Origin of the sequence: Saccharospirillum sp. HFRX-2, from assembly GCF_043196805.1 — a bacterium.
GTDB lineage: Bacteria > Pseudomonadota > Gammaproteobacteria > Pseudomonadales > Natronospirillaceae > Saccharospirillum.
The window spans coordinates 12,360-32,591 of the sequence record NZ_JBEBMU010000011.1; the positions used below are offsets into that span (position 1 = coordinate 12,360).

General features: G+C 56.5%; 20 protein-coding genes and 1 tRNA gene. 16 read left to right on the forward strand and 5 right to left on the reverse strand.

All coding sequences use genetic code 11. The features are described from left to right. Positions 1 to 4: 4 nt before the first annotated feature. The 3 genes from ABMA60_RS17015 (at position 5) to ABMA60_RS17025 (ending at position 2,681) form a co-directional block, all read left to right on the forward strand. Positions 5 to 844 carry an ABC transporter permease gene (locus ABMA60_RS17015; RefSeq protein ID WP_392805649.1) on the forward strand — a complete coding sequence of 280 codons (840 nt, stop codon included), beginning with the start codon at positions 5 to 7 and terminating at the stop codon, positions 842 to 844. After that, positions 837 to 2,474: an ABC transporter ATP-binding protein gene (locus tag ABMA60_RS17020; protein ID WP_392805652.1), complete on the forward strand. Its 1,638-nt coding sequence runs from the start codon at positions 837 to 839 to the stop codon at positions 2,472 to 2,474. The genes ABMA60_RS17015 and ABMA60_RS17020 overlap by 8 nt, the downstream gene beginning before the upstream one ends. Before the next feature lie 120 nt (positions 2,475 to 2,594). Beyond that, positions 2,595 to 2,681 (forward strand) — tRNA-Leu (locus ABMA60_RS17025). A 17-nt stretch (positions 2,682 to 2,698) separates the two neighbouring features. Here ABMA60_RS17025 and smrA read toward each other — a convergent pair. Then, complete coding sequence (gene smrA / locus ABMA60_RS17030; RefSeq protein WP_392805655.1) at positions 2,699 to 3,286, reverse strand: DNA endonuclease SmrA; 588 nt, start codon at positions 3,284 to 3,286, stop codon at positions 2,699 to 2,701. Between the two features lie 120 nt (positions 3,287 to 3,406). Between smrA and ABMA60_RS17035 the strand changes: the two genes are divergently transcribed. The 4 genes from ABMA60_RS17035 to ABMA60_RS17050 all read left to right on the forward strand — a co-directional run bounded on the left by ABMA60_RS17035 (position 3,407) and on the right by ABMA60_RS17050 (position 7,073). Further along, positions 3,407 to 4,111, forward strand: coding sequence for a response regulator (locus tag ABMA60_RS17035; protein ID WP_392805657.1), 705 nt, complete (start codon positions 3,407 to 3,409; stop codon positions 4,109 to 4,111). Between the two features lie 3 nt (positions 4,112 to 4,114). After that, a complete protein-coding gene (locus tag ABMA60_RS17040) occupies positions 4,115 to 5,518 on the forward strand; it encodes an ATP-binding protein (RefSeq protein ID WP_392805659.1) in 1,404 nt (467 codons plus the stop codon). A 62-nt stretch (positions 5,519 to 5,580) separates the two neighbouring features. Beyond that, a complete protein-coding gene (locus tag ABMA60_RS17045) occupies positions 5,581 to 6,003 on the forward strand; it encodes a GNAT family acetyltransferase (protein WP_392805662.1) in 423 nt (140 codons plus the stop codon). Next, positions 6,000 to 7,073, forward strand: a complete 1,074-nt coding sequence (locus tag ABMA60_RS17050) for an AraC family transcriptional regulator (protein ID WP_392805665.1) — start codon at positions 6,000 to 6,002, stop codon at positions 7,071 to 7,073. Before ABMA60_RS17045 ends, ABMA60_RS17050 begins: the two co-directional genes overlap by 4 nt. On the opposite strand, the gene ABMA60_RS17055 is transcribed toward ABMA60_RS17050, so the two are convergent. From ABMA60_RS17055 to ABMA60_RS17070, 4 genes are read right to left on the reverse strand one after another with little or no spacing between them, the layout of a single operon-like run. Then, positions 6,997 to 8,139: an ABC transporter permease gene (locus ABMA60_RS17055; RefSeq protein WP_392805668.1), complete on the reverse strand. Its 1,143-nt coding sequence runs from the start codon at positions 8,137 to 8,139 to the stop codon at positions 6,997 to 6,999. The genes ABMA60_RS17050 and ABMA60_RS17055 overlap by 77 nt on opposite strands. A 14-nt stretch (positions 8,140 to 8,153) precedes the next feature. Continuing rightward, positions 8,154 to 9,329 carry an ABC transporter permease gene (locus ABMA60_RS17060; protein WP_392805671.1) on the reverse strand — a complete coding sequence of 392 codons (1,176 nt, stop codon included), beginning with the start codon at positions 9,327 to 9,329 and terminating at the stop codon, positions 8,154 to 8,156. Next, entirely contained in the window at positions 9,322 to 10,308 is a 987-nt protein-coding gene (locus tag ABMA60_RS17065) for an HlyD family secretion protein (protein ID WP_392805674.1), read from the reverse strand. Before ABMA60_RS17065 ends, ABMA60_RS17060 begins: the two co-directional genes overlap by 8 nt. Positions 10,309 to 10,350: 42 nt before the next feature. Then, positions 10,351 to 11,676, reverse strand: a complete 1,326-nt coding sequence (locus tag ABMA60_RS17070) for a TolC family protein (RefSeq protein ID WP_392805677.1) — start codon at positions 11,674 to 11,676, stop codon at positions 10,351 to 10,353. 138 nt (positions 11,677 to 11,814) lie between these two features. Here ABMA60_RS17070 and ABMA60_RS17075 point away from each other — a divergent pair, with 138 nt between their 5' ends. Genes ABMA60_RS17075 through ABMA60_RS17115 form a run of 9 tightly spaced genes read left to right on the forward strand, consistent with a single transcriptional unit; the run spans position 11,815 to position 20,153 of the window. Further along, positions 11,815 to 12,330: a GNAT family N-acetyltransferase gene (locus ABMA60_RS17075; RefSeq protein ID WP_392805681.1), complete on the forward strand. Its 516-nt coding sequence runs from the start codon at positions 11,815 to 11,817 to the stop codon at positions 12,328 to 12,330. Continuing rightward, positions 12,327 to 12,803 carry a Cys-tRNA(Pro) deacylase gene (gene ybaK, locus ABMA60_RS17080; protein WP_392805684.1) on the forward strand — a complete coding sequence of 159 codons (477 nt, stop codon included), beginning with the start codon at positions 12,327 to 12,329 and terminating at the stop codon, positions 12,801 to 12,803. The genes ABMA60_RS17075 and ybaK overlap by 4 nt, the downstream gene beginning before the upstream one ends. A 36-nt stretch (positions 12,804 to 12,839) precedes the next feature. Then, complete coding sequence (locus tag ABMA60_RS17085; RefSeq protein ID WP_392805687.1) at positions 12,840 to 13,826, forward strand: 3-oxoacyl-[acyl-carrier-protein] synthase III C-terminal domain-containing protein; 987 nt, start codon at positions 12,840 to 12,842, stop codon at positions 13,824 to 13,826. After that, positions 13,823 to 14,803, forward strand: a complete 981-nt coding sequence (locus ABMA60_RS17090) for an NAD-dependent epimerase/dehydratase family protein (protein WP_392805690.1) — start codon at positions 13,823 to 13,825, stop codon at positions 14,801 to 14,803. Before ABMA60_RS17085 ends, ABMA60_RS17090 begins: the two co-directional genes overlap by 4 nt. Beyond that, positions 14,772 to 15,638, forward strand: a complete 867-nt coding sequence (locus ABMA60_RS17095; RefSeq protein WP_392805692.1) for an MBL fold metallo-hydrolase — start codon at positions 14,772 to 14,774, stop codon at positions 15,636 to 15,638. Before ABMA60_RS17090 ends, ABMA60_RS17095 begins: the two co-directional genes overlap by 32 nt. Positions 15,639 to 15,698: 60 nt before the next feature. Beyond that, a complete protein-coding gene (locus ABMA60_RS17100) occupies positions 15,699 to 16,949 on the forward strand; it encodes a F390 synthetase-related protein (RefSeq protein WP_392805695.1) in 1,251 nt (416 codons plus the stop codon). Next, positions 16,937 to 18,079: a hypothetical protein gene (locus tag ABMA60_RS17105; protein WP_392805697.1), complete on the forward strand. Its 1,143-nt coding sequence runs from the start codon at positions 16,937 to 16,939 to the stop codon at positions 18,077 to 18,079. The genes ABMA60_RS17100 and ABMA60_RS17105 overlap by 13 nt, the downstream gene beginning before the upstream one ends. Beyond that, a complete protein-coding gene (locus ABMA60_RS17110) occupies positions 18,073 to 19,152 on the forward strand; it encodes a GNAT family N-acetyltransferase (RefSeq protein WP_392805700.1) in 1,080 nt (359 codons plus the stop codon). Before ABMA60_RS17105 ends, ABMA60_RS17110 begins: the two co-directional genes overlap by 7 nt. After that, the gene (locus tag ABMA60_RS17115) at positions 19,149 to 20,153 is read left to right on the forward strand and encodes a Rieske 2Fe-2S domain-containing protein (protein ID WP_392805703.1); all 1,005 of its coding nucleotides are present in this window, start codon (positions 19,149 to 19,151) and stop codon (positions 20,151 to 20,153) included. Before ABMA60_RS17110 ends, ABMA60_RS17115 begins: the two co-directional genes overlap by 4 nt. Positions 20,154 to 20,232 lie beyond the last annotated feature (79 nt).

Below are 20,232 nucleotides of genomic sequence, written 5' to 3' on the forward strand. Positions count from 1 at the left end.
GCCGATGAAACTCCCCAATAACCCTCTGGCCAATATTCCTATCACCGCGCTGATCGGCCTGATATTGACCACCTTGTTTGTGCTGGCGGCGGTCTTTGCGCCCTGGATTGCGCCCTACAGCCTGTCCGAATCGGTCGGCGATATGTGGGAATCGAGCTCCACCATTCACCTGCTGGGTACCGATAACCTGGGCCGCGACCTGTTTTCTCGCCTGCTCTATGGCGCCCGCACCACCATGACCATCGCTGCACTGGCGACCGCTCTGGCATTTGGTTTGGGCTCGATTCTGGGCATTCTGGCGGCGGTACTCGGCGGCTGGGCCGATCAGCTGATGTCACGCACTATCGATCTGCTGATGTCCATTCCGACGCTGATTTTTGCCTTGGTCGTGCTCTCGGTCATGCCCAGCACCACTCTGATACTGGTGCTGGTTATGGGCATTCTCGATTCCACCCGTGTTTACCGGATCGCCCGGGCGGTATCCGTCGATATCAACGTTCAGGACTTTGTCGAAGCCGCCCGGCTGCGTGGCGAAGGCCGGGTATGGATCATCTTCCGTGAGATTCTGCCCAACGCCTTATCGCCTTTGGTCGCGGAGCTGGGTCTGCGCTTTATCTTTGCGGTGCTGTTCTTATCGTCGCTGTCGTTCCTGGGCTTAGGCGTTCAACCGCCGGAAGCCGACTGGGGTTCCATGGTGCGCGAAAACCGCCAGGGCATTGTCTTTGGTGTTCCCGCCGCGCTGATTCCTGCGGGCGCCATCGCCTTGCTGGCCATCTCCGTCAATCTCGTTGCCGACTGGGTGCTGCGTCGCACCACCGATCTCAAAGGAGGCCGCAGTGGCTGATCAATTACTGGAAATTACCGATCTGCGCATCGGCGCCACCGTTTATCCGCCCGGCGAAAAGCCGCGTGATGTCACTCTGGTCAAGGACGTCAGCCTGACGCTGGAAAAAGGCAAAGTGCTGGGGCTGATCGGTGAATCCGGCGCCGGGAAATCGACCATCGGCCTGAGCGCTGCCGGCTACGGCCGTGGTGGCGTGCGCATTACCGGTGGTGAAATCCGCGTCAACGGCGAAGACATTCTGGCCAACGGCCAAGGTGGATTGCGTCGCCTGCGCGGTAAAACCGTCTGCTACGTAGCGCAGTCAGCAGCTGCGGCTTTTAACCCGGCGCATCGACTCATGGACCAGGTGATAGAGGCAACGCTGGCGCATGGCGTGCTTGGCCGTGCCGACGCCGAAGCTCGTGCCGTTGAGTTGTTCAAAAAGCTGGGGCTGCCTGATCCGGAACACTTTGGGCAGCGTTATCCGCACCAGGTCTCCGGCGGCCAGTTGCAACGCGCCATGACGGCCATGGCGCTGTGCTCAGAACCCGATTTGATCATCTTTGACGAACCGACGACGGCGCTCGATGTCACCACCCAGATTGATGTATTGGCCGCCATCAAAGATGCCATTCACGACACCGGCGTCGGCGCGCTCTATATCACTCACGATCTGGCGGTTGTCGCTCAGGTAGCCGATAACATTCTGGTGCTGCGTAACGGCGATGCCGTGGAATACGGCCCAACGCGTGACATCATCGAGCGCCCTAAAGAAGACTACACCCGAGCCCTGGTCTCGGTCCGCTCCATTGACCACCAGGCGCGTCAACCACAGGCGCAACCATTGCTCGAAGTCGATGCTGTCAGCGCGCGCTACAGTACTGAGTTACCACCAGTATTGAAGCAAGTGTCGGTGCAGCTCTCTGCCGGCCAGACGCTCGCCGTGGTAGGCGAATCAGGCTCTGGTAAATCAACGCTAGCGCGTTGCATTACCGGCTTGTTGCCAATCGAATCTGGCGCTATTCGCTTTGCTGGCCAGTCCTTACCCAAGGCGTTAAAAAGCCGTGATAAAGAAACGCTGCGCCAGTTGCAGATGGTCTATCAAATGGCCGATGTGGCGATGAACCCACGCCATACCGTAGCGACCATCATTGGTCGCCCGCTGACGTTCTATTTCGGTTTAAAGGGTGCCGCTCGCCGCAAGCGTGTACTGGAGCTGCTCGACGCCATCGAACTGGGTCCGGAATACTATGACCGTTACCCGGCCGAGCTCTCCGGCGGACAGAAGCAACGCGTCTGTATCGCTCGGGCCTTAGCCGCCGAGCCTAAGCTGATCATCTGCGATGAAGTGACCTCAGCGCTCGATCCGCTGGTCGCCGACGGCATCCTGAAACTCTTGCTGCGCCTGCAGGAATCCGCCGGTGTCGCCTACCTCTTTATTACTCACGACTTGGCGACAGTGCGCGCCATCTCCGACTCCATAGCGGTGATGTTGCAAGGTGAGGTGGTGCGCTACGGCACCCATGAACAGGTTTTGACGGCACCTTTCGATGATTACACTGACTTATTGTTGCGTTCCGTACCCCAGATGAAACTGGGCTGGCTTGAAGAAGCCATCGACGGTCGGAAAATGCAGAGTCAGGACCAGTAAGCGGCCTCAAGCCGTTGTTTTGGCAGTGGTTTTTCGTGGAAAACGGGAAAGACTGTTGACAGCGGCCGGGCCGCTCACTAAGATGCGCGCCTGCTTACCGACGGTGAGTGCATCCGGAATGCCTGGGTGGTGAAATTGGTAGACACGCTAGCTTCAGGTGCTAGTGGGGGCAACCCCGTGGAGGTTCAAATCCTCTCCCAGGCACCATCTGTACGACTCTTTTATTACTCAATCCGACCTTTCATAAATCGCTCGCGGTTCTCGCTTTTCTTGCGTTCGCTTTTGCGCAGCAGCACATAAAGCGCACCAACGCCGCCGTGGAAATTCTGCGCCGAATGAAACGCCAATACCGCCGGTATCTGTTTCAACCAGGTATTCACGCAGCTTTTTAGAAATGCCTGAGGTTCGCTGCGCTCGCCCTTGCCGTGCAGAATCATCGCCGAGCGTACGTCATATTTCAGACAGTCTTCGATAAAGCCAAACACCTCAGCACGCGCCTGCTGCATGGATTTTCGATGCAGATCCAAACGGGCATCGATCGGATACTGACCCCGTTTCAACTTGCGATAAACACCATGCGAAACACCATCGGTGCGGTACTCCAGCACATCAAGCGGATGTACCAGATCGATGATTTCTTCGGTCAGATGATTGCTGTCTTTTGCGGTTGTGGTCACCGCCATCTGGCGCCGATGAATCAGACTCGGCTGAGGTGTCGACCCCTTCGCCAGATCCACCTTGGGTTTGGTTTTCAGCGGCTGAACGCCCTTCATCTCCTGCAGGAAGAGGTCCAGTTCATCGTCATCACTCATAGGACACCTAAAGCTTTTGGCGCTATTCTATCAGCTAGTACAGGCGCCGCCTAAGGCGCTCGGGGCGGTGTAAACGAGCGGTAAAAGGAATCGCGAGCCTCCAACGGTTGGGACAAACTAATGGCCATGAATGAAGCGCATATCCTCCTCATTGACGATGATCGTGATCTGGCCGAACTGCTCGGCGAGTATCTCGACGCCGAAGGTTTCCGCCTGAGCGCCGCCCACAGCGGTGAAGAAGGCATCCAGGAACTCAGTCGTGGCGACTACGACCTAGTCTTGCTGGATGTCATGATGCCTGGCATCGATGGCTTTGAAACCCTCAAACAGATTCGCAACACCTCTGCCGTTCCGGTCCTGATGTTGACCGCCAAAGGCGAGGAAACCGACCGGGTACTCGGCCTCGAACTGGGCGCCGATGATTACCTGGCCAAACCTTACAGCCACCGCGAGCTGCTAGCCCGCATAAAAGCCTTGCTACGCAGGATCGAACTGGATCGTGCCCAGAAAGAAAACGATACCGGCACGCTGGAGTGCAATGGCGTCACCCTGAATTTCGACACCTACGAAGTCGACTGCGATGGGCAGACACTGCCCATGACAACCAGCGAATTCAAAGTACTGCGCGTACTGATGAGCCGTGCCGGCAAAGCGGTTCCCAAAGAAGACCTTTATCGCGAAGTTTTGGGTCGTGAAATCATGGCTTACGATCGCTCTATCGATATGCACGTCTCCAACGTGCGTCGTAAGATTCAGACCGTCACCGAAGACCCCAAAATCCAAACCATTCGAGGCATCGGCTACCTCTTTGTTGAAGCCAGCTAATCAATGTCTCTGCCTGTACCATCCGTGACCTGGTCCAAGCTGAATCCACTGGGGTCTGTGTTTGGCAAGATCTGGATCAGCTTCTGGGTCACCTTGCTGCTCATCGTACTGGCCGTCGCCTTCGTCTCGCATCAGGTGGCGCAGGTCTATCAGATCGGCGCTCCCAACTCCAACCACATCCGCCTGCTTAACCGCGTCAAACTGCCCAATATCGATCGCCTGGCCAGCAGTCGCCAGGAAATCATTGACGAGCTAGACCGCTTCAACAGTCAGTCCAGCTATCAATGGTATCTGGTCGATGACACCTACCACCTGCTCGGCACACCCAGACCACCTCGTCGCATTCTGGTCATGTTGTCGGAAATGATGGAAATGGAAGGCGTTAAAGTCGGGCAATGGCGTCAGGAAACCTGGATGGGGCCGATCACCATGTCGGTCGGTGGCGAGGTGTACCGGATGTTTATTCGTGGCGTGCCTCCTTTGCCGCCACCCAATCTGCCACTCTGGCTCGACAGCCAATGGCTGCGCATCATCTTCGGTCTGGTCGTTTCCGGTTTAATGAGTCTGTTGCTGGCTTGGTCTTTCACCCGGCCACTGGAACGCTTGCGTCGGGTATCACGTCAGCTTGCCGGTGGCAGTCTGGATGCCCGGGTTGGCGATTCGGTCACCCACCGCGCTGACGAACTGGGCGAACTGGGTCGCGACTTCGATGACATGGCCGAACGCCTGCAGCAATTGGTTTCCGCCCAGCAACGTCTGCTCAGCAACGTCAGTCACGAACTGCGTTCGCCGCTGACGCGACTGCAGGTCGCCCTCGGTATTGTGCGACAAAAAGCACCCACCGATTTGGAAAGTGCCCTCAATCGCATTGAGCGCGAAAGTGATCGACTGGAAAGTCTGATCGCTCAGGTACTGAAACTGTCGCGCTTTGAAAACGACATGCAGCAGCTCGATCCCAGTGAAGTACAACTGGATGATCTGGTGCATCAGGTCGCTGAAGACGCTCGGTTTGAATCACGCCAACGCGAGGTCAATATCGTCGAAATCATCGACCAACCGACAACCCTCTATAGCGACGGACAACTGATTCACAGCGCGCTGGATAACGTGGTGCGCAACGCTTTGCGCTTTTCACCGGATGGCAGCGAACTGCGTATCGAACTGCACAGCGATCGGCATCATGCCACCATCGAAGTGTCGGACCAGGGCCCAGGCGTCCCCGACGACAAGCTGGAGCAACTGTTTGATCCCTTCTATCGGCTCGACCAAAGCAATCCCGGCGCTGGACTGGGTCTAAACATTGCCCGTCACGCCATCCAGGCACACAAAGGTGAAATCCGCGCCTTTAACCGAGCCGAAGGCGGACTCTGTGTGCGCATCGTGCTGCCGAAACCCCGCCAACGCTAAAGCGCAACTTGCCGCTTTCGGGCGGAATCGCTAGCCTGTTGCGCTTTAGCGGAGTCAGTAGCGTGCAGATTCGCCCCTTTCAGGAAACCGACCGGGAAGCCGTTATCCAGCTTTGGCAGGATTGCGGCCTCACAGTGCCTTGGAATGATCCCAACAAAGACATCGATCGCAAATGCCAGGTCGGCGCGGAATTGTTTCTGGTCGGCGAACGCGACGGCACGGTCATCGCCTCAGTCATGGGCGGTTATGAAGGCCACCGCGGCTGGGTGAATTACTTGGCGGTGGACTCCAACCACCAGCGCCAGGGTCTGGCTAAACAACTGATGCAAACACTGGAGCTGAAACTGACCGCGCTCGGCTGCCCGAAGATTAACCTCCAGGTGCGCAGCAGCAATGCTAGCGTTTTGGCGTTCTACGAAGCGCTGGGTTATCAGGTCGATGCGGCGGTCAGTCTCGGCAAACGCCTGATCAGCGACCAGCCATGACGCTGAACGACACCAGCCAATTTCCATTGCGTCTGACCGTCCTGGCCAGTTGGCCACGCCTGCTGTTACAGACCTTTGAAAAACTGGGACTGCCCGCCGATCAATTGGCGCGTGAAGCAGGGCTGCTGCCGGAACAACTGGTTGATGCCAATGCCCGGGTTCCGTCCATGGCGGTGGTCCAGTTATGGCGTCTGGGACTGGCTCAAACCGATACCAATCTGCCCATCGCCATTGCCGAACACGTCAATGCAGGCACCTTCCATGCGCTGGGATTTGCCATGGCCAGCAGCGAAACCGGGCGCGATGCACTGGCCTTACTGGAACGCTATTACTCTCTGTTAACCACCACCATTCAGTTACACAAAGTCGAACGGCCCGGCCAATGCGGCCTGCGCATGCACTCCAGTCCGTTGCTGCATCATCTGTTGGAAAACTTTGTCGAAGCCGATCTGAACGACAGCTTGGGTCAGTTGCGTGAAGCTGGCGCCCTGGCACTGGTGTCGCTGTGCCGACACTATTTCGGGGTGCACTTTACGCCGCACTCGGTCAGCTTTCGCCGCGATCTCGGCACCAGCCGTGACGACTACGCGCGCATCCTCGGCTGCCCGGTTCAGGACAACGGCAACCAAGACACCATCTGGTTTGATAACGACCTGCTCGACCGGCCGCTACCGTCGGCCAACGCTCATCTGGCAACCGTCAACGAACAGGTTGTCGCCAGCTATCTGCGCTTGCTGCAACAAGACTGGCCCAGTCAGGTGGTATCAGAAATCATCCTGCAAATGCCCGCCGGCAAAGTCTCCCAGCAGAGCGTCGCCGACGCCTTACACCTGTCATCGCGCACGCTGCAACGCCGCTTGAACGAAGCCCAAGTCAGCTTTCGCGAATTACTGCAGCAGGCGCGTCAAGAGCTGGCCGTGCAGTACATTCGCCACAGCGACATTCCCATTTTAGAAATCGGTTATCGCCTGGGTTTCAGCGAACCGGCAAACTTTACGCGGGCCTTTCGTCAGTGGACCGGGGAAGCGCCGGCACGGTTTCGCGAACGGGCACGCAACGCAACGCCATAGCCAAACCGCCATAGAACAACGCCAACAACCAGAGTCCCCACGCCGAGGCATCGACGCCCATAAAAGCGGTTCCCAACAAAGCCTTGGCGGCTTGTGTCGCCGGTAACCAGTCAGTCAGCGGCAGCAACCAGTCGGCCATGGCAAAGTGTGGCCAGCTGATACCAGTCAGCAATAACAGCGGTACCGACAAGGGCAACAACCACAACAGCGGCGTTTCCAGTCGTTGCATCGGTCGCGAGACGATCATCCCGAACCAGATAGCGCTGAGCACAAACGGCAAACCAAAGCCGAACAACTGAGCGCCATTCAGCGCTGGCCAAACACCTTCCAACGGCAACGCCCAACGAAACAAATAGAGCACCAACACCAAACCGTGCACGCCATAAATTAAGGTTTGGGCGAAAAATCCATAACAGGGTTTAGCGAAGGAACCCTCTTCACGCTGCGCTCCCCAGTGCATGCCCACGGCCAGCATCAGCACTTGCTGCACTAAAAACAGATAAACGCCTGGCACCAGATATTGCAGATAAGAACGATCCGAATTGAACAGAGGCGTCAGCGCCAGCTGCAACGGCTCCGCGCGAGCCTCGGCTTGCACAGCATTGCCCAGCGTTTGCAGTCGATGCGGCTGCGCCCAGCGATCCGACTCGGCGCGAATCACCTGCGCCATAGCACGCGCTGCGGTACCGTAAACCAGGAAATTACTGGCACTGCCGCCATAGGCCAGCGTCACGGCTTCACCGCGCTCCAAATCAGCCTGCATACCCGCCGGTATATTCAGATAGGCCTGCACCTCACCGGCAACCAAGGCTTCGGAACGACCGGCATCGGTTGGCGTCACCTGGTCTACCCGCAATTGGGGGGCCGCATCCAAACGATCAATCAGACGCCGGCTGGCCTGGCTTTGATCGGCATCGACGACCCAAAGCCCAACCTCAGTCACCACCGCCGATTGATAGGGCAGCGGATAAAAAAATGAATAGAACAAAGGCGCGAAGATCAGAATCAACAGGATGCCGCGATAACGAAACAGCAACGCCCATTCAGCTTTTAAGCTCGACCACATCGGACTCAACCTCATCAGTAATGCCCGGTCCATTTGGGATGAACCACCTTCTGACGCAACAGCAACAGCGCCGGCTGCCAGAGCAATAAAGTCACCAAACCCAAAGGCCATAACTGCGGCCACAAAACAGCCAGACTGACGTCAAAGTGCAGCACCTGATCCTGCCAGCGAATGAGACTGCCGACCGGTAACAGCGACTGCCAGAAGCGCGCCGCGCCGATCATATTGGTCACCGGAAAGGTCACCCCGATAAAGGCAAAGGCGGGCAGGGTGTAGATCGCCGCTACCGACAGCGCCTTGCGCAGGTTATGCAACAAGGCCATCACCAACACCGCAGCACTGATATAAAAAGCCGCCACCCAGGCGCTGAGCAGCAGTAAACGCGGCAGTCGCCAGCCCCAAGGCAATTGCAGTGAGTGCAACGCCAGCAGATGAAACAGCGCCGCCCAACCCAGCAAGACCAGCGTTAACGGCAGCAGCTTGCCCATCAGGGCGACACCCAAACGCTCGCCACTGGCCCGCCACCAATCCTCGGTCGTGCCCTCACGAAATTCACGACCTAAGGCATAGAGCGTGCTCAGCACCAAGAGCACATGCCAGACATGGCTGTGCAGAGAGGCCCGCAAAAAGGACTGATAATTCAGCCACTGATTACCGGCCACCGAACGCTCACCGCTGATCGGCACCACCTGCGCTTTGGCCTGAGCCTTGGTCTGGCCGTGCACCACAAACTGGCTGGCGGTTTCGCGCAAACTGTTTTCAATAACGAAGCGCACCAACTGGTTAGTGAGCAAGGTACCCATCATGTAACTCTGCTGATTCACATACGCAGGAATCTGCTGTGGCAAACCGATTTGTAGCTGTTCGGCGAAGCCTTCCGGGATCACCAGATAACCAAAGCTGCGTTGCGCGCGAACCTCCGCCAGTGCCGCCTCACTGCCGGCATGAACCAGGCTGACATCCAATGTCGGAGAGCTGTTTAAGCGATATGCCAGATCACGGCTGGCCGGGCTGTTGTCCTCATCGACCACCTGAAACGGCACCGACTGCACCGCAGGCGTCGAGACGATGCCACCGAGCAGGATTGCCGCCAGCGCAGGAGCACCGAACAACAAAAACAGATAGCTCGGCTGACGCACCAGGGTGCGCAACTCACGCCGCAACACCTTGATCACCGCAAACTCAGCCATGTTCAGCCGCCGTCTCAATGATCACCGTCATACCGGCGCGCCAGTCATCGATGGGTTCTACCGGCCGGGCGCGTACTTCAAAGGTGCGCAAATCCGCTTCGCCGGTGTGGGTGGCGCGCCAGGTCGCGTATTCACCCAAGGGCGAGACGTAGCTCACGCGCAGCTCAACGCTGCGATCCAAGGCCGGCAGATAACCCTGAACGATGGCGTCTTGGGCAAACTCAACCAGACGATCTTCGCGCACATGAAAACGCACCCAGGCATCGCTCAGGTCGGTCAGAGTGACCACTGGAAAACCCGCCGGGGCGATTTCGCCGCTGTGAATCAACACCTCAGTCACTTCGCCCGCCGCCGGAGCGGTAATGCGCGTTTCGGCAACCATCGACTGCACTTCTGCCAGTTGCGCCTCGGCGGCATTGGCTTCGCTGCGCGCGGCGGTACGCAATTCATCATCGGTGCCGTTTTGCGCCTGGATGTATTGCTGATGCGCGGCCTCAGCGGCAAAACCGGCCGACTCGGCCTGCGTTTCAGCCTCGTCTAAACGCTGCTGTGACACCAGGCCATCGGCTTTCAGATTGCGCAATCGCTCGGCCGTGGTCTGCGCCAAGTCGGCCGCGGACTGAGCGCGCTGCCACTGATCGCGCGCTTGCGCCAGTTCTTCTTCGCGCGCACCACGATCGGCGCGCTCACTCATCGCCTGTTTGGCACTCACAGCTGCCTGCGCCTGATCAAGCCGCGCCTGTAATTCCGGGCTGGTCAGTTCAAACACCAACTCGCCAGCGGCGACCTGGTCACCTTCGCGCACCGCAACCTGAGCCACTCGGCCGGCGATCTTGCCGCTGACACGAATGGTCTGGGCATCAACAGTACCCTGCAATAAGGGCTGCGGTGCCTGGGCTTGAGTCATATAGCCGTAGCCGAGAATGCCACCCAAAGCGGCCAGATAGGCCAAACTGAGGATCATGGCTTTGTTATTCATGGTGATCGGTTCCTGCGGTCAAAAAGATAATAAAAGTGGCGCTCAGAGCGCCGCCGAACGATCCAGCAAAGCAAAGAAAGCGGCGCTGTCACCAGCGCGAATATAGAGCCGCGCCATGGCCTGATGCTGCTCGATCACGGCCTGCAAACGCTGCAACCGAACCGCCGCCAAAGCGGTTTCTGCCTCGATACGGTCGAGGTCGGTGCTCAGACCCTGGTGGTAACCGCGCTGCGTCAGCTCTACCTGCTGCTGCACCAACGCTTCGGTTGAAGCCAGTGAATCGATATTGGCTTCGGCGCGACGCACATCGCGGTAGTCCAACTGCAAGCGACTGCTCAGATCGCTTTCACTCTGAGTGCGTTGCTGCTGCACCTGATCCACCCGCGCCAGGGCGGCCTGACGTTGGTGCCATCGATTACCGCTGTCGAGCAGCGACCATTGCATCGACACACCAGCGGCCCAACGCGGATCGAGCGCGGTCAAACCGTCCGGCAGTAATTCATAACGACCGAACAGCGCGACCGTCGGTAACCAGCTGGCATCACTGCCATCGGCGCCCGCAGCAGCCAACTGCTGTTTGGCCTGCAACTGCGCTATTTCCGGTGATTGCGTCAACAGCAGTTGGTGCAGACGATCGAGATCGGGGTTAGCTGATAAAGGCGCCAATTGGCCGGGCTGCGGCAAGGGGACAGACGCCCCGACCAACTGACGATAAACCAGGGTGGCCAATTCCAGATCGGCCTGGGCGTTGGACAGTTCGCGTCGCGCTTCATCGCGTTCAACCTCAACAGCCAGACGATCGGCCGTGGCGATCAGACCTTCCTGTTCGCGCCGCTCGGCGCTGTAGACCTGACGATCGAGGCTGTCGAGCCGGCGCTGGCGGATATCCACCGCTTCGCTCGCCAACACCAGGCTGTAATAGCGATCAACCAACTGCAGCAAAACCGTCTGCTGTTGCTGCTCGGCCTGCGCCTGCTGATCGTCGATACGCGCATCGGCGGCGGCCACCGCCGCTTGCAGACGCCCACCGGTATAGACCGGCAAGGTCGCTTCGAGTGTGGCGGTGGTGTAGTGATCTTGCTGAATGGTTTCGCGCATCGGCGGTGCCAATGGATTCAAAGCACTGATATCGACGCTTAACGACAGGTCGTCATTCAATTGCGTATAGCGACTGTTCAAAGTCAAAGTCGGGCCATAACGCCAGCGCTCGGAACGAGCCTCAGCCTGGCTTGCCACCACCGCTGCCGACTGTGCCTGCAAGCCCGGGTTCTGGGTTTGTACCTGATGCCAGAGTGTTTCCAACTCGGATGCTTGTGACAGTGGCGTCAGCAAAACACCGACCATCACCAGCAGGTAAGACTGTTTCATAACGCCTCTTTCGATTGATCGCTGGGCGCCGAGTTTAGGAGGATGGGTGAGGAGCCCGGCTGTCATTTGCCGCCAAGCAGTTGTCAGTGGTGACGTTATTTTCGATACTCGCTCGACTTAGCTGTCATCGAGATCCTTATGTCCGTTATTACCCTGGCCTCCGGCGCCCAATTGCGGCCGGCCACCGCTGACGATCTATCCGCCATTCTTGGCTTTATCTGCGAATTGGCTGACTACGAACATTTGCGTCACGAAGTCACCGCTGACGAAGAAAAACTGCGCGCTACGCTGTTTGGTGAGCAGCGCTACGCCGAAGTTATCCTCGCGGAAGTCGACGGCAAGGCTGTCGGTATGGCGTTGTTTTTCCACAACTACTCGACCTTCTTGGCGCAGCCAGGCATTCATCTGGAAGACTTGTATGTGCAGCCAGGACATCGCGGCCTGGGTCTGGGCAAAGCCTTGATCACTCGCCTAGCGCAGCTGGCGGTAGAGCGCGACTGTGGTCGCCTGGAGTGGCAGGTGCTGGACTGGAACGAACCGGCACGACAGTTTTATCGCTCCTTAGGTGCCAAGGCACTCGATGGCTGGCTGACCAAACGCGTCACCGGCGACGGCCTTACTCAGATGGCCAATCAATTCGAGACCTGCCTGTGACACCGGCGGTTAACCAACTCGACAAAGCCAAAGTCGACTATCAACTGCACCGCTTTGAAGTAACCGACAGCGACGAAGGTTATGGCCTGGCGGCTGCCAAGGCGTTAGGGGTCGCACCGGAACGGGTTTTTAAAACCCTGCTGGTCAGTTTTAACGGCGATGCCAAATCGCTGGGTGTGTGTATTTTACCGGTCACTTCTACGCTCAATCTCAAGCGTGCCGCCAAGGCTCACGGTCAGAAATCGGCGCAGATGGCCGACCCGGCGATTGCCGAAAAAACCACCGGTTATGTGGTCGGCGGTATCAGCCCCTTGGGTCAGAAAAAGCGCCTGCCGACAGTGCTCGACAGCAGCGCTGAAAGCTTGCCCAGTATTTTTGTCAGCGGTGGCAAGCGCGGGCTCGATCTGGAACTGGCAACCGAGTCACTGCAAAAACTGACCGGCGCCAGCTTTGCGATGCTGGTCAACGACTAAGCTGCAGCCCAGCGGCAACGTACAAGAGACCCAGCCATGTCCTTCACCATTCGCGCCAGCGCCAGCTACCTGCCACGCCAGGCGATAACCGCCGAACAGTTGGACCAACGTCTCAGCCTGCCGGAAGGAAGCTGCCGTTCGCGTTACGGTGTTGACACACGCCACTATGCTGCAGCCGACGAGACCGCACTTTATATGGGCGCTCGGGCAGCTCAAGCAGCGCTCAATGACGCTGGCCTGTCGCTGGCCGACATCGACTTATTGCTTTGTGCCAGCGGCACCAGCCATCAAGCCTTGCCTTACAACGCGGCCGGAATATTGCGAACCTTAAAAGCCCCGGTTCCGATCGCCAGCATGGACGTCAATGCGACTTGTCTGTCATTTCTGGCCGCGCTCGATCTGGCCGATGCAGCCCTGGCGCGCGGCCGTTATCAACGCATCCTGATCGTCTCCAGCGAAGTCGCCAAAATCGGCGTGCTCGATCATGAAATCGAAACCGCCACCCTCTTTGCCGACGGCGCAGCGGCCTTTATTCTCGAAGCCAGCGACAGTGACAGAGGCTTGTTGACCAGCCGTTTTCACACCTACCCGGAAGGCTATGAGCTGTGTCAGATTCGCGCCGGCGGCAGCGGGCTACACCCACGCCGACACGGCGCTGAAGCCGCCGCCCAGGGCAGCTATTTTGAGATGCAAGGCAAGGCGCTGTACCGATTGGTATCACGACTGGCGCCAGACTTTATTCAACAAGGCCTGGCGCCCTTAGGCTTAACGCTTGCCGATATCGACTACTACGTTCCCCATCAGGCCAGCCACGCCGGCCTGGTCAATCTGGTGCGGCAGTTGGAACTGGATAATGACAAGGTAATCAACCGCTTCGCCACCCTGGGCAACCAGATAGCGGCATCGATTCCCATCGCCCTGGATTACCTGTTACGTAACCGACCGACGAGCAATAATCAGACGGTATTACTCTTTGGCTCGGCGGCGGGCTTGTCATTAGGGATGGGAGTATTGCGGCTGTGAAATTGCTGATCACCGGCGGCACCGGCATGCTCGGCCAAGCCCTGGTGCGCCTTTATCATGACCGTTTTGACATCCGTTTTAGCGGTCGCAATCGCACCCTCGGTAACGCTCTGGCTGCCGAAACTGGCGCACAGTTTTTTGCCGTTGATCTGGCTGACCAGGACGGGCTCGAACAGGCCTGCCAAGATATCGATGCAGTGATTCATTGCGCAGCCCTGTCCAGCCCCTGGGGCCGACTGAGTGATTTCGAACAGGCCAATCTGCACGGCACCCAACAGCTATTGACCGCTGCCGAACGGCAAGCCGTGTCACGCTTTGTGCACATCTCCACGCCCAGTTTGTATTTTCAGTTTCGCGATGCGCTGGATATCCACGAAACCCAGCCGTTGCCACAACGTTTTTGCAATCACTATGCGACGACCAAAGCCGCCGCCGAACAGGCGGTTATCAACAGCGCAATACCGAGCGTTATTTTGCGCCCGCGGGGTATTTTCGGACCAAACGACAACGCCATTTTGCCGCGCATTATTGCCGCCGTGCGCAATGGCACTTTGTGGTTGCCATCCGGACGTAATCCCCGTGTTGACCTGACCTATGTCGACAACGTCGCCGATGCCGCCATACTGGCCGCAACGCGCGAAATGACATCCGGTTCAATCTACAACATCAGCAATGGTGAGCCGGTGCAGTTACTCGATGCGCTGTCGTTATTGTTCGAGCAATTAGCGAGTCCAACGCGCATTCGCACTCTGCCTTATCCGCTGTTGGCGCCAGTCATTGCGGGCGTGGAAAAATGCTACCAACACTGGCCCGGCCAACCTGAACCCACCCTGACGCGCTACAGCGCGGCACTGTTTCATTATCACCAGACACTGAATATCGAACGGGCTCGTCGCGATCTAGGTTACCAGCCCAAAATCTCTATCGATGAAGGAATTCAACGCTATGTCCAATGGCGTCAGCGTTCGCTGGTTTGAAGCCGGCCACTGCGTACATCCGGGTTTTATGGTCAAACCGGGCTCGGGATTAGCCCCGCGCCATTTTCCGGCAGGCGTGGCTTTGGTTGACCATCCCAGGTCAGGCAAGCTGTTATTCGACACCGGCTATCACGCTCAGTTTGCACAGAGCACTCGGCATTTTCCGGAGCGTTTTTACGCCCTGGTCACGCCTCATACCTTGCACGGTGGTGACAGCGTTAAAGAACAATTAGCGGCGCTAGAAATTTCCGCTGACGATATCAACCATCTGGTGCTGTCGCATTTTCATGGCGACCATGTTGCTGGTATCTGCGACTTCGATCATGCGCAACTGCACTGCCATCCCGCTGGCTATGAATTCTTGACCAAACGCAATCGTCTGCAACGTTTGCGCAAAGGTTATCTGCGTGATCTACTGCCTGCCGACGCCGAAAAACGCCTGCATTTTGTCGATCAGTTTGATCAGGATCTGGGTGATATTCTACAGCTGGACGACGGACCACTCGGGTTATCGGCAATCGATTTATTCAAGGATCAGTTATTGTATCTGGTCAACCTGCCCGGACACGCCGCCGGGCAGATTGGCTTGCTGGTTCGGCTGCAATCCGGTTTTATTTTCTTTCTCGCCGACGCCTGCTGGTTGATCGATAATCTGCGCGAAAACATCAACCAACATTGGCTGGCCAATATTCTCTGTGATGATCGCCAGCTTTATCTCGATACACTGAATAAACTGCGCCACTGTTATCAACAAGCCGGCGATCGTGTGCGTTTTGTGCCGTCGCACTGTCAGGAAACCTCGCAGCAGCTGTTGCGACTAGGCTGGATAAGCTGAAAATTTTTTACAACGTTCTTTTAGAAAGTCCTTATGGAAAGCCCTTATGGAAACGACGTTATGGAAAAGCTGACCATTCTGCGCCACCTGCTTGCGACACGCCTGCGACGCTTTTCGTCACGGTCGCAACTGGAAGCCTGGCAACAGCAAAAACTGCGACAACACCTCGACTGGGTTTGCCAGCACTCGCCGCTGTATCGTCATTACCAAGGTCAACCGCTGGATACTTTTCCGTTAATGGACAAAGCCAGCATGATGGCGAATTTCGATCAGCTGAACACCAGAAATCTAAAGCGCGACGACCTGTTTGAACGCGCGCTTAGCGCCGAACAAAATCGCGATTTCAGTCAGTCACGCCTTGGTGATGTGACCGTCGGTTTATCATCTGGCACCTCCGGACAACGCGGTCTGTTTTTGGTATCGCGACAAGAGCGATTGGAGTGGGCCGGCGTGGTTCTCGCCAAGTTATTACCCTCACTTTTTGCGCGCCAACGCGTCGCCTTGTTATTGCGCGCCGACAGCCCGCTCTACCAGACCGTCGGTAAAGGCCGCATCGAGTTTCACTACGCCGACCTAACTCAACCGGCTGACCAATGGCTGGCAAAACTCGAAGCCTTTAATCCGACGCTATTGGTCGGCAGCGCCCAGGCGTTGCAATGGTGCGCCCGTCACAGCCAGCAGCTAAAGCCGTCGCTGGTTATCTCCGGTGCCGAAGTATTAACGCCAACCGACCGCCAATTACTGGCCGATCGTTTTGCCTGTCCGATTCACGAAATCTACCAATGCACTGAAGGCTTTCTGGCCTGTACGCACAGCGATGGTGTGCTGCGTTGGAATGAAGACGCCGTGCATATAGAACCGCTTTGGCTCGATAAAGAGCGGCGTCATTTTTCGCCCATCATTACCGACTTCCGGCGCCGCACTCAGCCCATTATTCGTTACCAACTTGATGATGTTATTGAAGCAGGCGATGCGCCTGGTGTGTTTCGCGCCATCGCCAGCATAGGCGGCCGCCGCGGCGATCTGCTAAAACTGCCGGGCCTAGAAGGCACCGTTCCTGTACTGCCCGATCTGATTTATCGTGCTATTGCCTTAGTCAGCGATCAACCGCTGGATTATCGCATCAGCCAGATAGCCGCCGAGCGAGTTCGCATTGAAAGCGACCAGCAACACCAAGACATCGAGCAGGCATTGCGCCGCTTATTTATCAGTCAGGGCGTGGTCGAGCCGTTGCAATTCGATAAAGCACCGGCACCGGTTTGGACGGCTACGAACAAACAGCGGCGAGTGATTAATCCATGGATGTCCTGATCACTGGCGCTCGTGCCCCGGTCGCCTTGGAATGGGCCCGACTGGCTTTGGCCGGTGGTCACCGAGTGTGGCTGGCAGACAGCCTGAAGTGGCCGTTAGGTTGCTTTCTAAAAGGCATTGAAGGTTATCTGCAGTTACCACCGCCACGACTGGAAATCGATGCCTTTGCTCAGCAACTGAATCAGTTTCTGCAAAGGCAAAATATCGACCTGCTGATACCAACCTGTGAAGAGATTTTTTATCTGGCACAGGTGCGTGCGCGTTGTGAATCGTCCACTCAGTGGTTAATGCCCGACACAGATTTATTGTTCCAGTTGCACCATAAATACCAGTCTTTGTCGTTGCTCGATGGTCTGGCCTCGGTACGGGTTCCCGCGACACTGCTGTGCGAACATCCCGACCAGATATTGGACGATCCAAACACCATTCTTAAACCGGTTTACTCGCGCTTTGGACGACAGTTTATTGCACAGGTTAAGCACCACCTACTGAGTGCTGATCAGGTTAATACTGAGTTTCCCTGGGTGCAGCAAGAACGCATCGAGGGTCAAGCGTTGTGCAACTATGCATTGTTCAACCATGGCGAACTGATCGCGCACCAGGCTTATCAACCGCGTTATTTATTAAACCGGGCCGCATCCAGTTATTTCGATCCAATAAACGATTCAAGGCTGCAACAATTTGCGCAAGCCTTTGGTCAGAAGACAGGATTTCATGGTCAGGCGGCTTTTGATTTTATCGACCGCCATGGCGAGTTGTTTTGTCTTGAATGCAATCCACGGGCAACCAGTGGACTGCACCTGTTACGGCATCAATTGCAGTTCACCCAAGACGGTCATTTTAAATTGATCGAAGGCACGGCCAAAGCGTGTCGTGTTGGTTTTTCTTTACCGCTGATGTTCGGATTATCGGCAATTAAAGCGGGCAAGTTTCGCCAACTCTTGCGCGATTATCGTCGCGCTGAGGATGTGCTCAAAGACAAGAGCACACCGCTCAAACATCGAGCGCCCTGGCTCGCCTTATTGGAAATGCTGTATCGCATGATTCGCTGGCGTAAACCAATCACCGATGCCAGCACCTTCGATATTGAATGGAATGGCCCGGATCCGGGAGCAAAGATCTCATGCTGAAGGCGAGCGAACAGAACCGTCGTTTCTTTGAGCAGATGCAGCAACCCGGTTTGATCCGTAATCTGCAAACCGACTTTATTCTTTACAGCCAGGATTCAGTGCTGGTACCTACCAGCGTTAATGAAGCACATCCGGATAATTGCTGGGTCGTCTCACCCCTGACTCAGATCATCGGCTACGCCCAGGATGAATTGCCCAAAATTGGCTCTGTTATTGTGCGTGCTTTGAGCCGATTGTTAATTGCGGTTCTGGCTATCCCATTACGGCTGGCCAGACTGGATCGGCTACAGGTGTTCAATAACCAATGTTTGTCGACCAACCTCTATGCCGACGAATGGCAGCGTGTGAATCTTTGTCAGTTGCGCCAACAAGCCTTACAAAAATACCCCGACCATACGTTAATGTTGCGTTCGCTGAACGATATTCAGAACGCCAATATTATACATCAGGCCAAGCGGGATGGATGGCGTCCCATCGTTACCCGCCAGGTGTATTTGTATCAGGATCGAGCCCTATGGTGGGCACGCCATAATGCGCGCATGGACGATCGTTTATTGCAACAAAGCGGTTGGCGTTTTCAATTATTGGATCCAGACAATAGTGCTCAGATGGCTCGCGCCGAGCAGCTCTATAATCAGCTCTATCTTGAAAAATACAGTCGCCACAACGTGCAGTTTTCGGCCGACTGGCTGCGCACATTTTCGGCCACGGGATTAATCGAGCTGTACGGACTTTTTTACCAGGAAGAGTTGCTTGGTGTTGCTGGTTTATACGGCGTCGATCAAACAATCACAGCACCAGTGATTGGCTACGATACCGAACGACCAATGCGCTTAGCGTTGTACCGACGCTTGATCGCCTTTGTCATTCGTTATGCCATGGACCATCAGTTAACGCTCAACCTCAGCGCTGGCTCGCCCGATTTTAAGCGTCGTCGCGGTGGCGTAGCGGCCATCGAATACAGCTACGTTTATGTGCGCCATCTGGGTCTTTACCGACGAGCGGTTTGGTGGCTGTTATCCTGGCTTAGCCAACATTTTTATCGACCCTTATTGGAGCGGTTCAAATTGTGAACGACCTTACCGATTTCCCCTATCCCGGTGTCGCGGGTTGTTGGCATCCGCTGCTCGCCAGCCGCGATTTAAAAGATAAGCCGGTCGCTGTCTCGCTGATGGGAATACCCCTGGTGCTGGCCCGACTGGAAGGTGCGCCGCGCCTTTTTACTGATCGCTGCCCGCATCGGTTAATTCCACTGTCGCAGGGATTTATCGCCAGCGACCGACTGGTCTGTCCTTATCATGGCTGGGCGTTCGACGCCGCCGGTCAGTTGCAACGCACACCGGGCACAACGACATGCAGCACACACGCCAAACTGAGTGCTTACCCACTGATGGAACGTGATGGCTTGTTGTGGACGCGCTTGCAAGAGGGTCAGGATGAACCTCTGGGTTTTTCCGATTTACCCGGTTACGTCTATGCCAGCGCTTACCGCCGCTTGCCCTGTAATCTTTTTCAAAGCATCGAGAATTTTCTCGACCCCTGCCATACGCCCTATGTGCACAAAAGCCTGCTACGCAATCGCGGTGCGCAGCAGATGGACATTTCACAAAGTGTACATAACGGCGGTTTCCGTACTCAGTTTAAGTTGACCCAAAAACAAAATGGCTGGATTAATCGGCTGTTTGATCCGGGTGTTGACCACAATGTCGGTCGCTTCGATCTGCCCGGCCGGGTCGAGTTGGATTATCTGAAAAAAGATAAAATTCTGTTGCGCGTGGTGCTGTTTTTTGTGCCACACAGCGAAAGCGAAACCGGACTCTTTGCACGCCTCTATGCGCCCAAATCCTGGTTGCCAGCCAGCCTGCGTTTTGCCTTGTTCAAACCCTTTGCCGAAACCCTTTTCCGTCAGGACAGAGCCATGCTTCTTCAGCAGCAACAGGCGGTGGAAAACTTCGGCGAGCACTATCGTTTTGCTGAAACCGATATCGTGGCCCGGCCGTTGTGGGCGCTGTTGCACGGTCAAGCGGCCAAAGCCGGTGCTGATATCAGGCTGGATGTCGAAGCCGGACAGTGACGGCATTGCCGATAACGGCTCGCCGGATCGTCACCGCCAGTGCACTAATGTTGAATAAAGCTCACGAACTGTCGCTTCC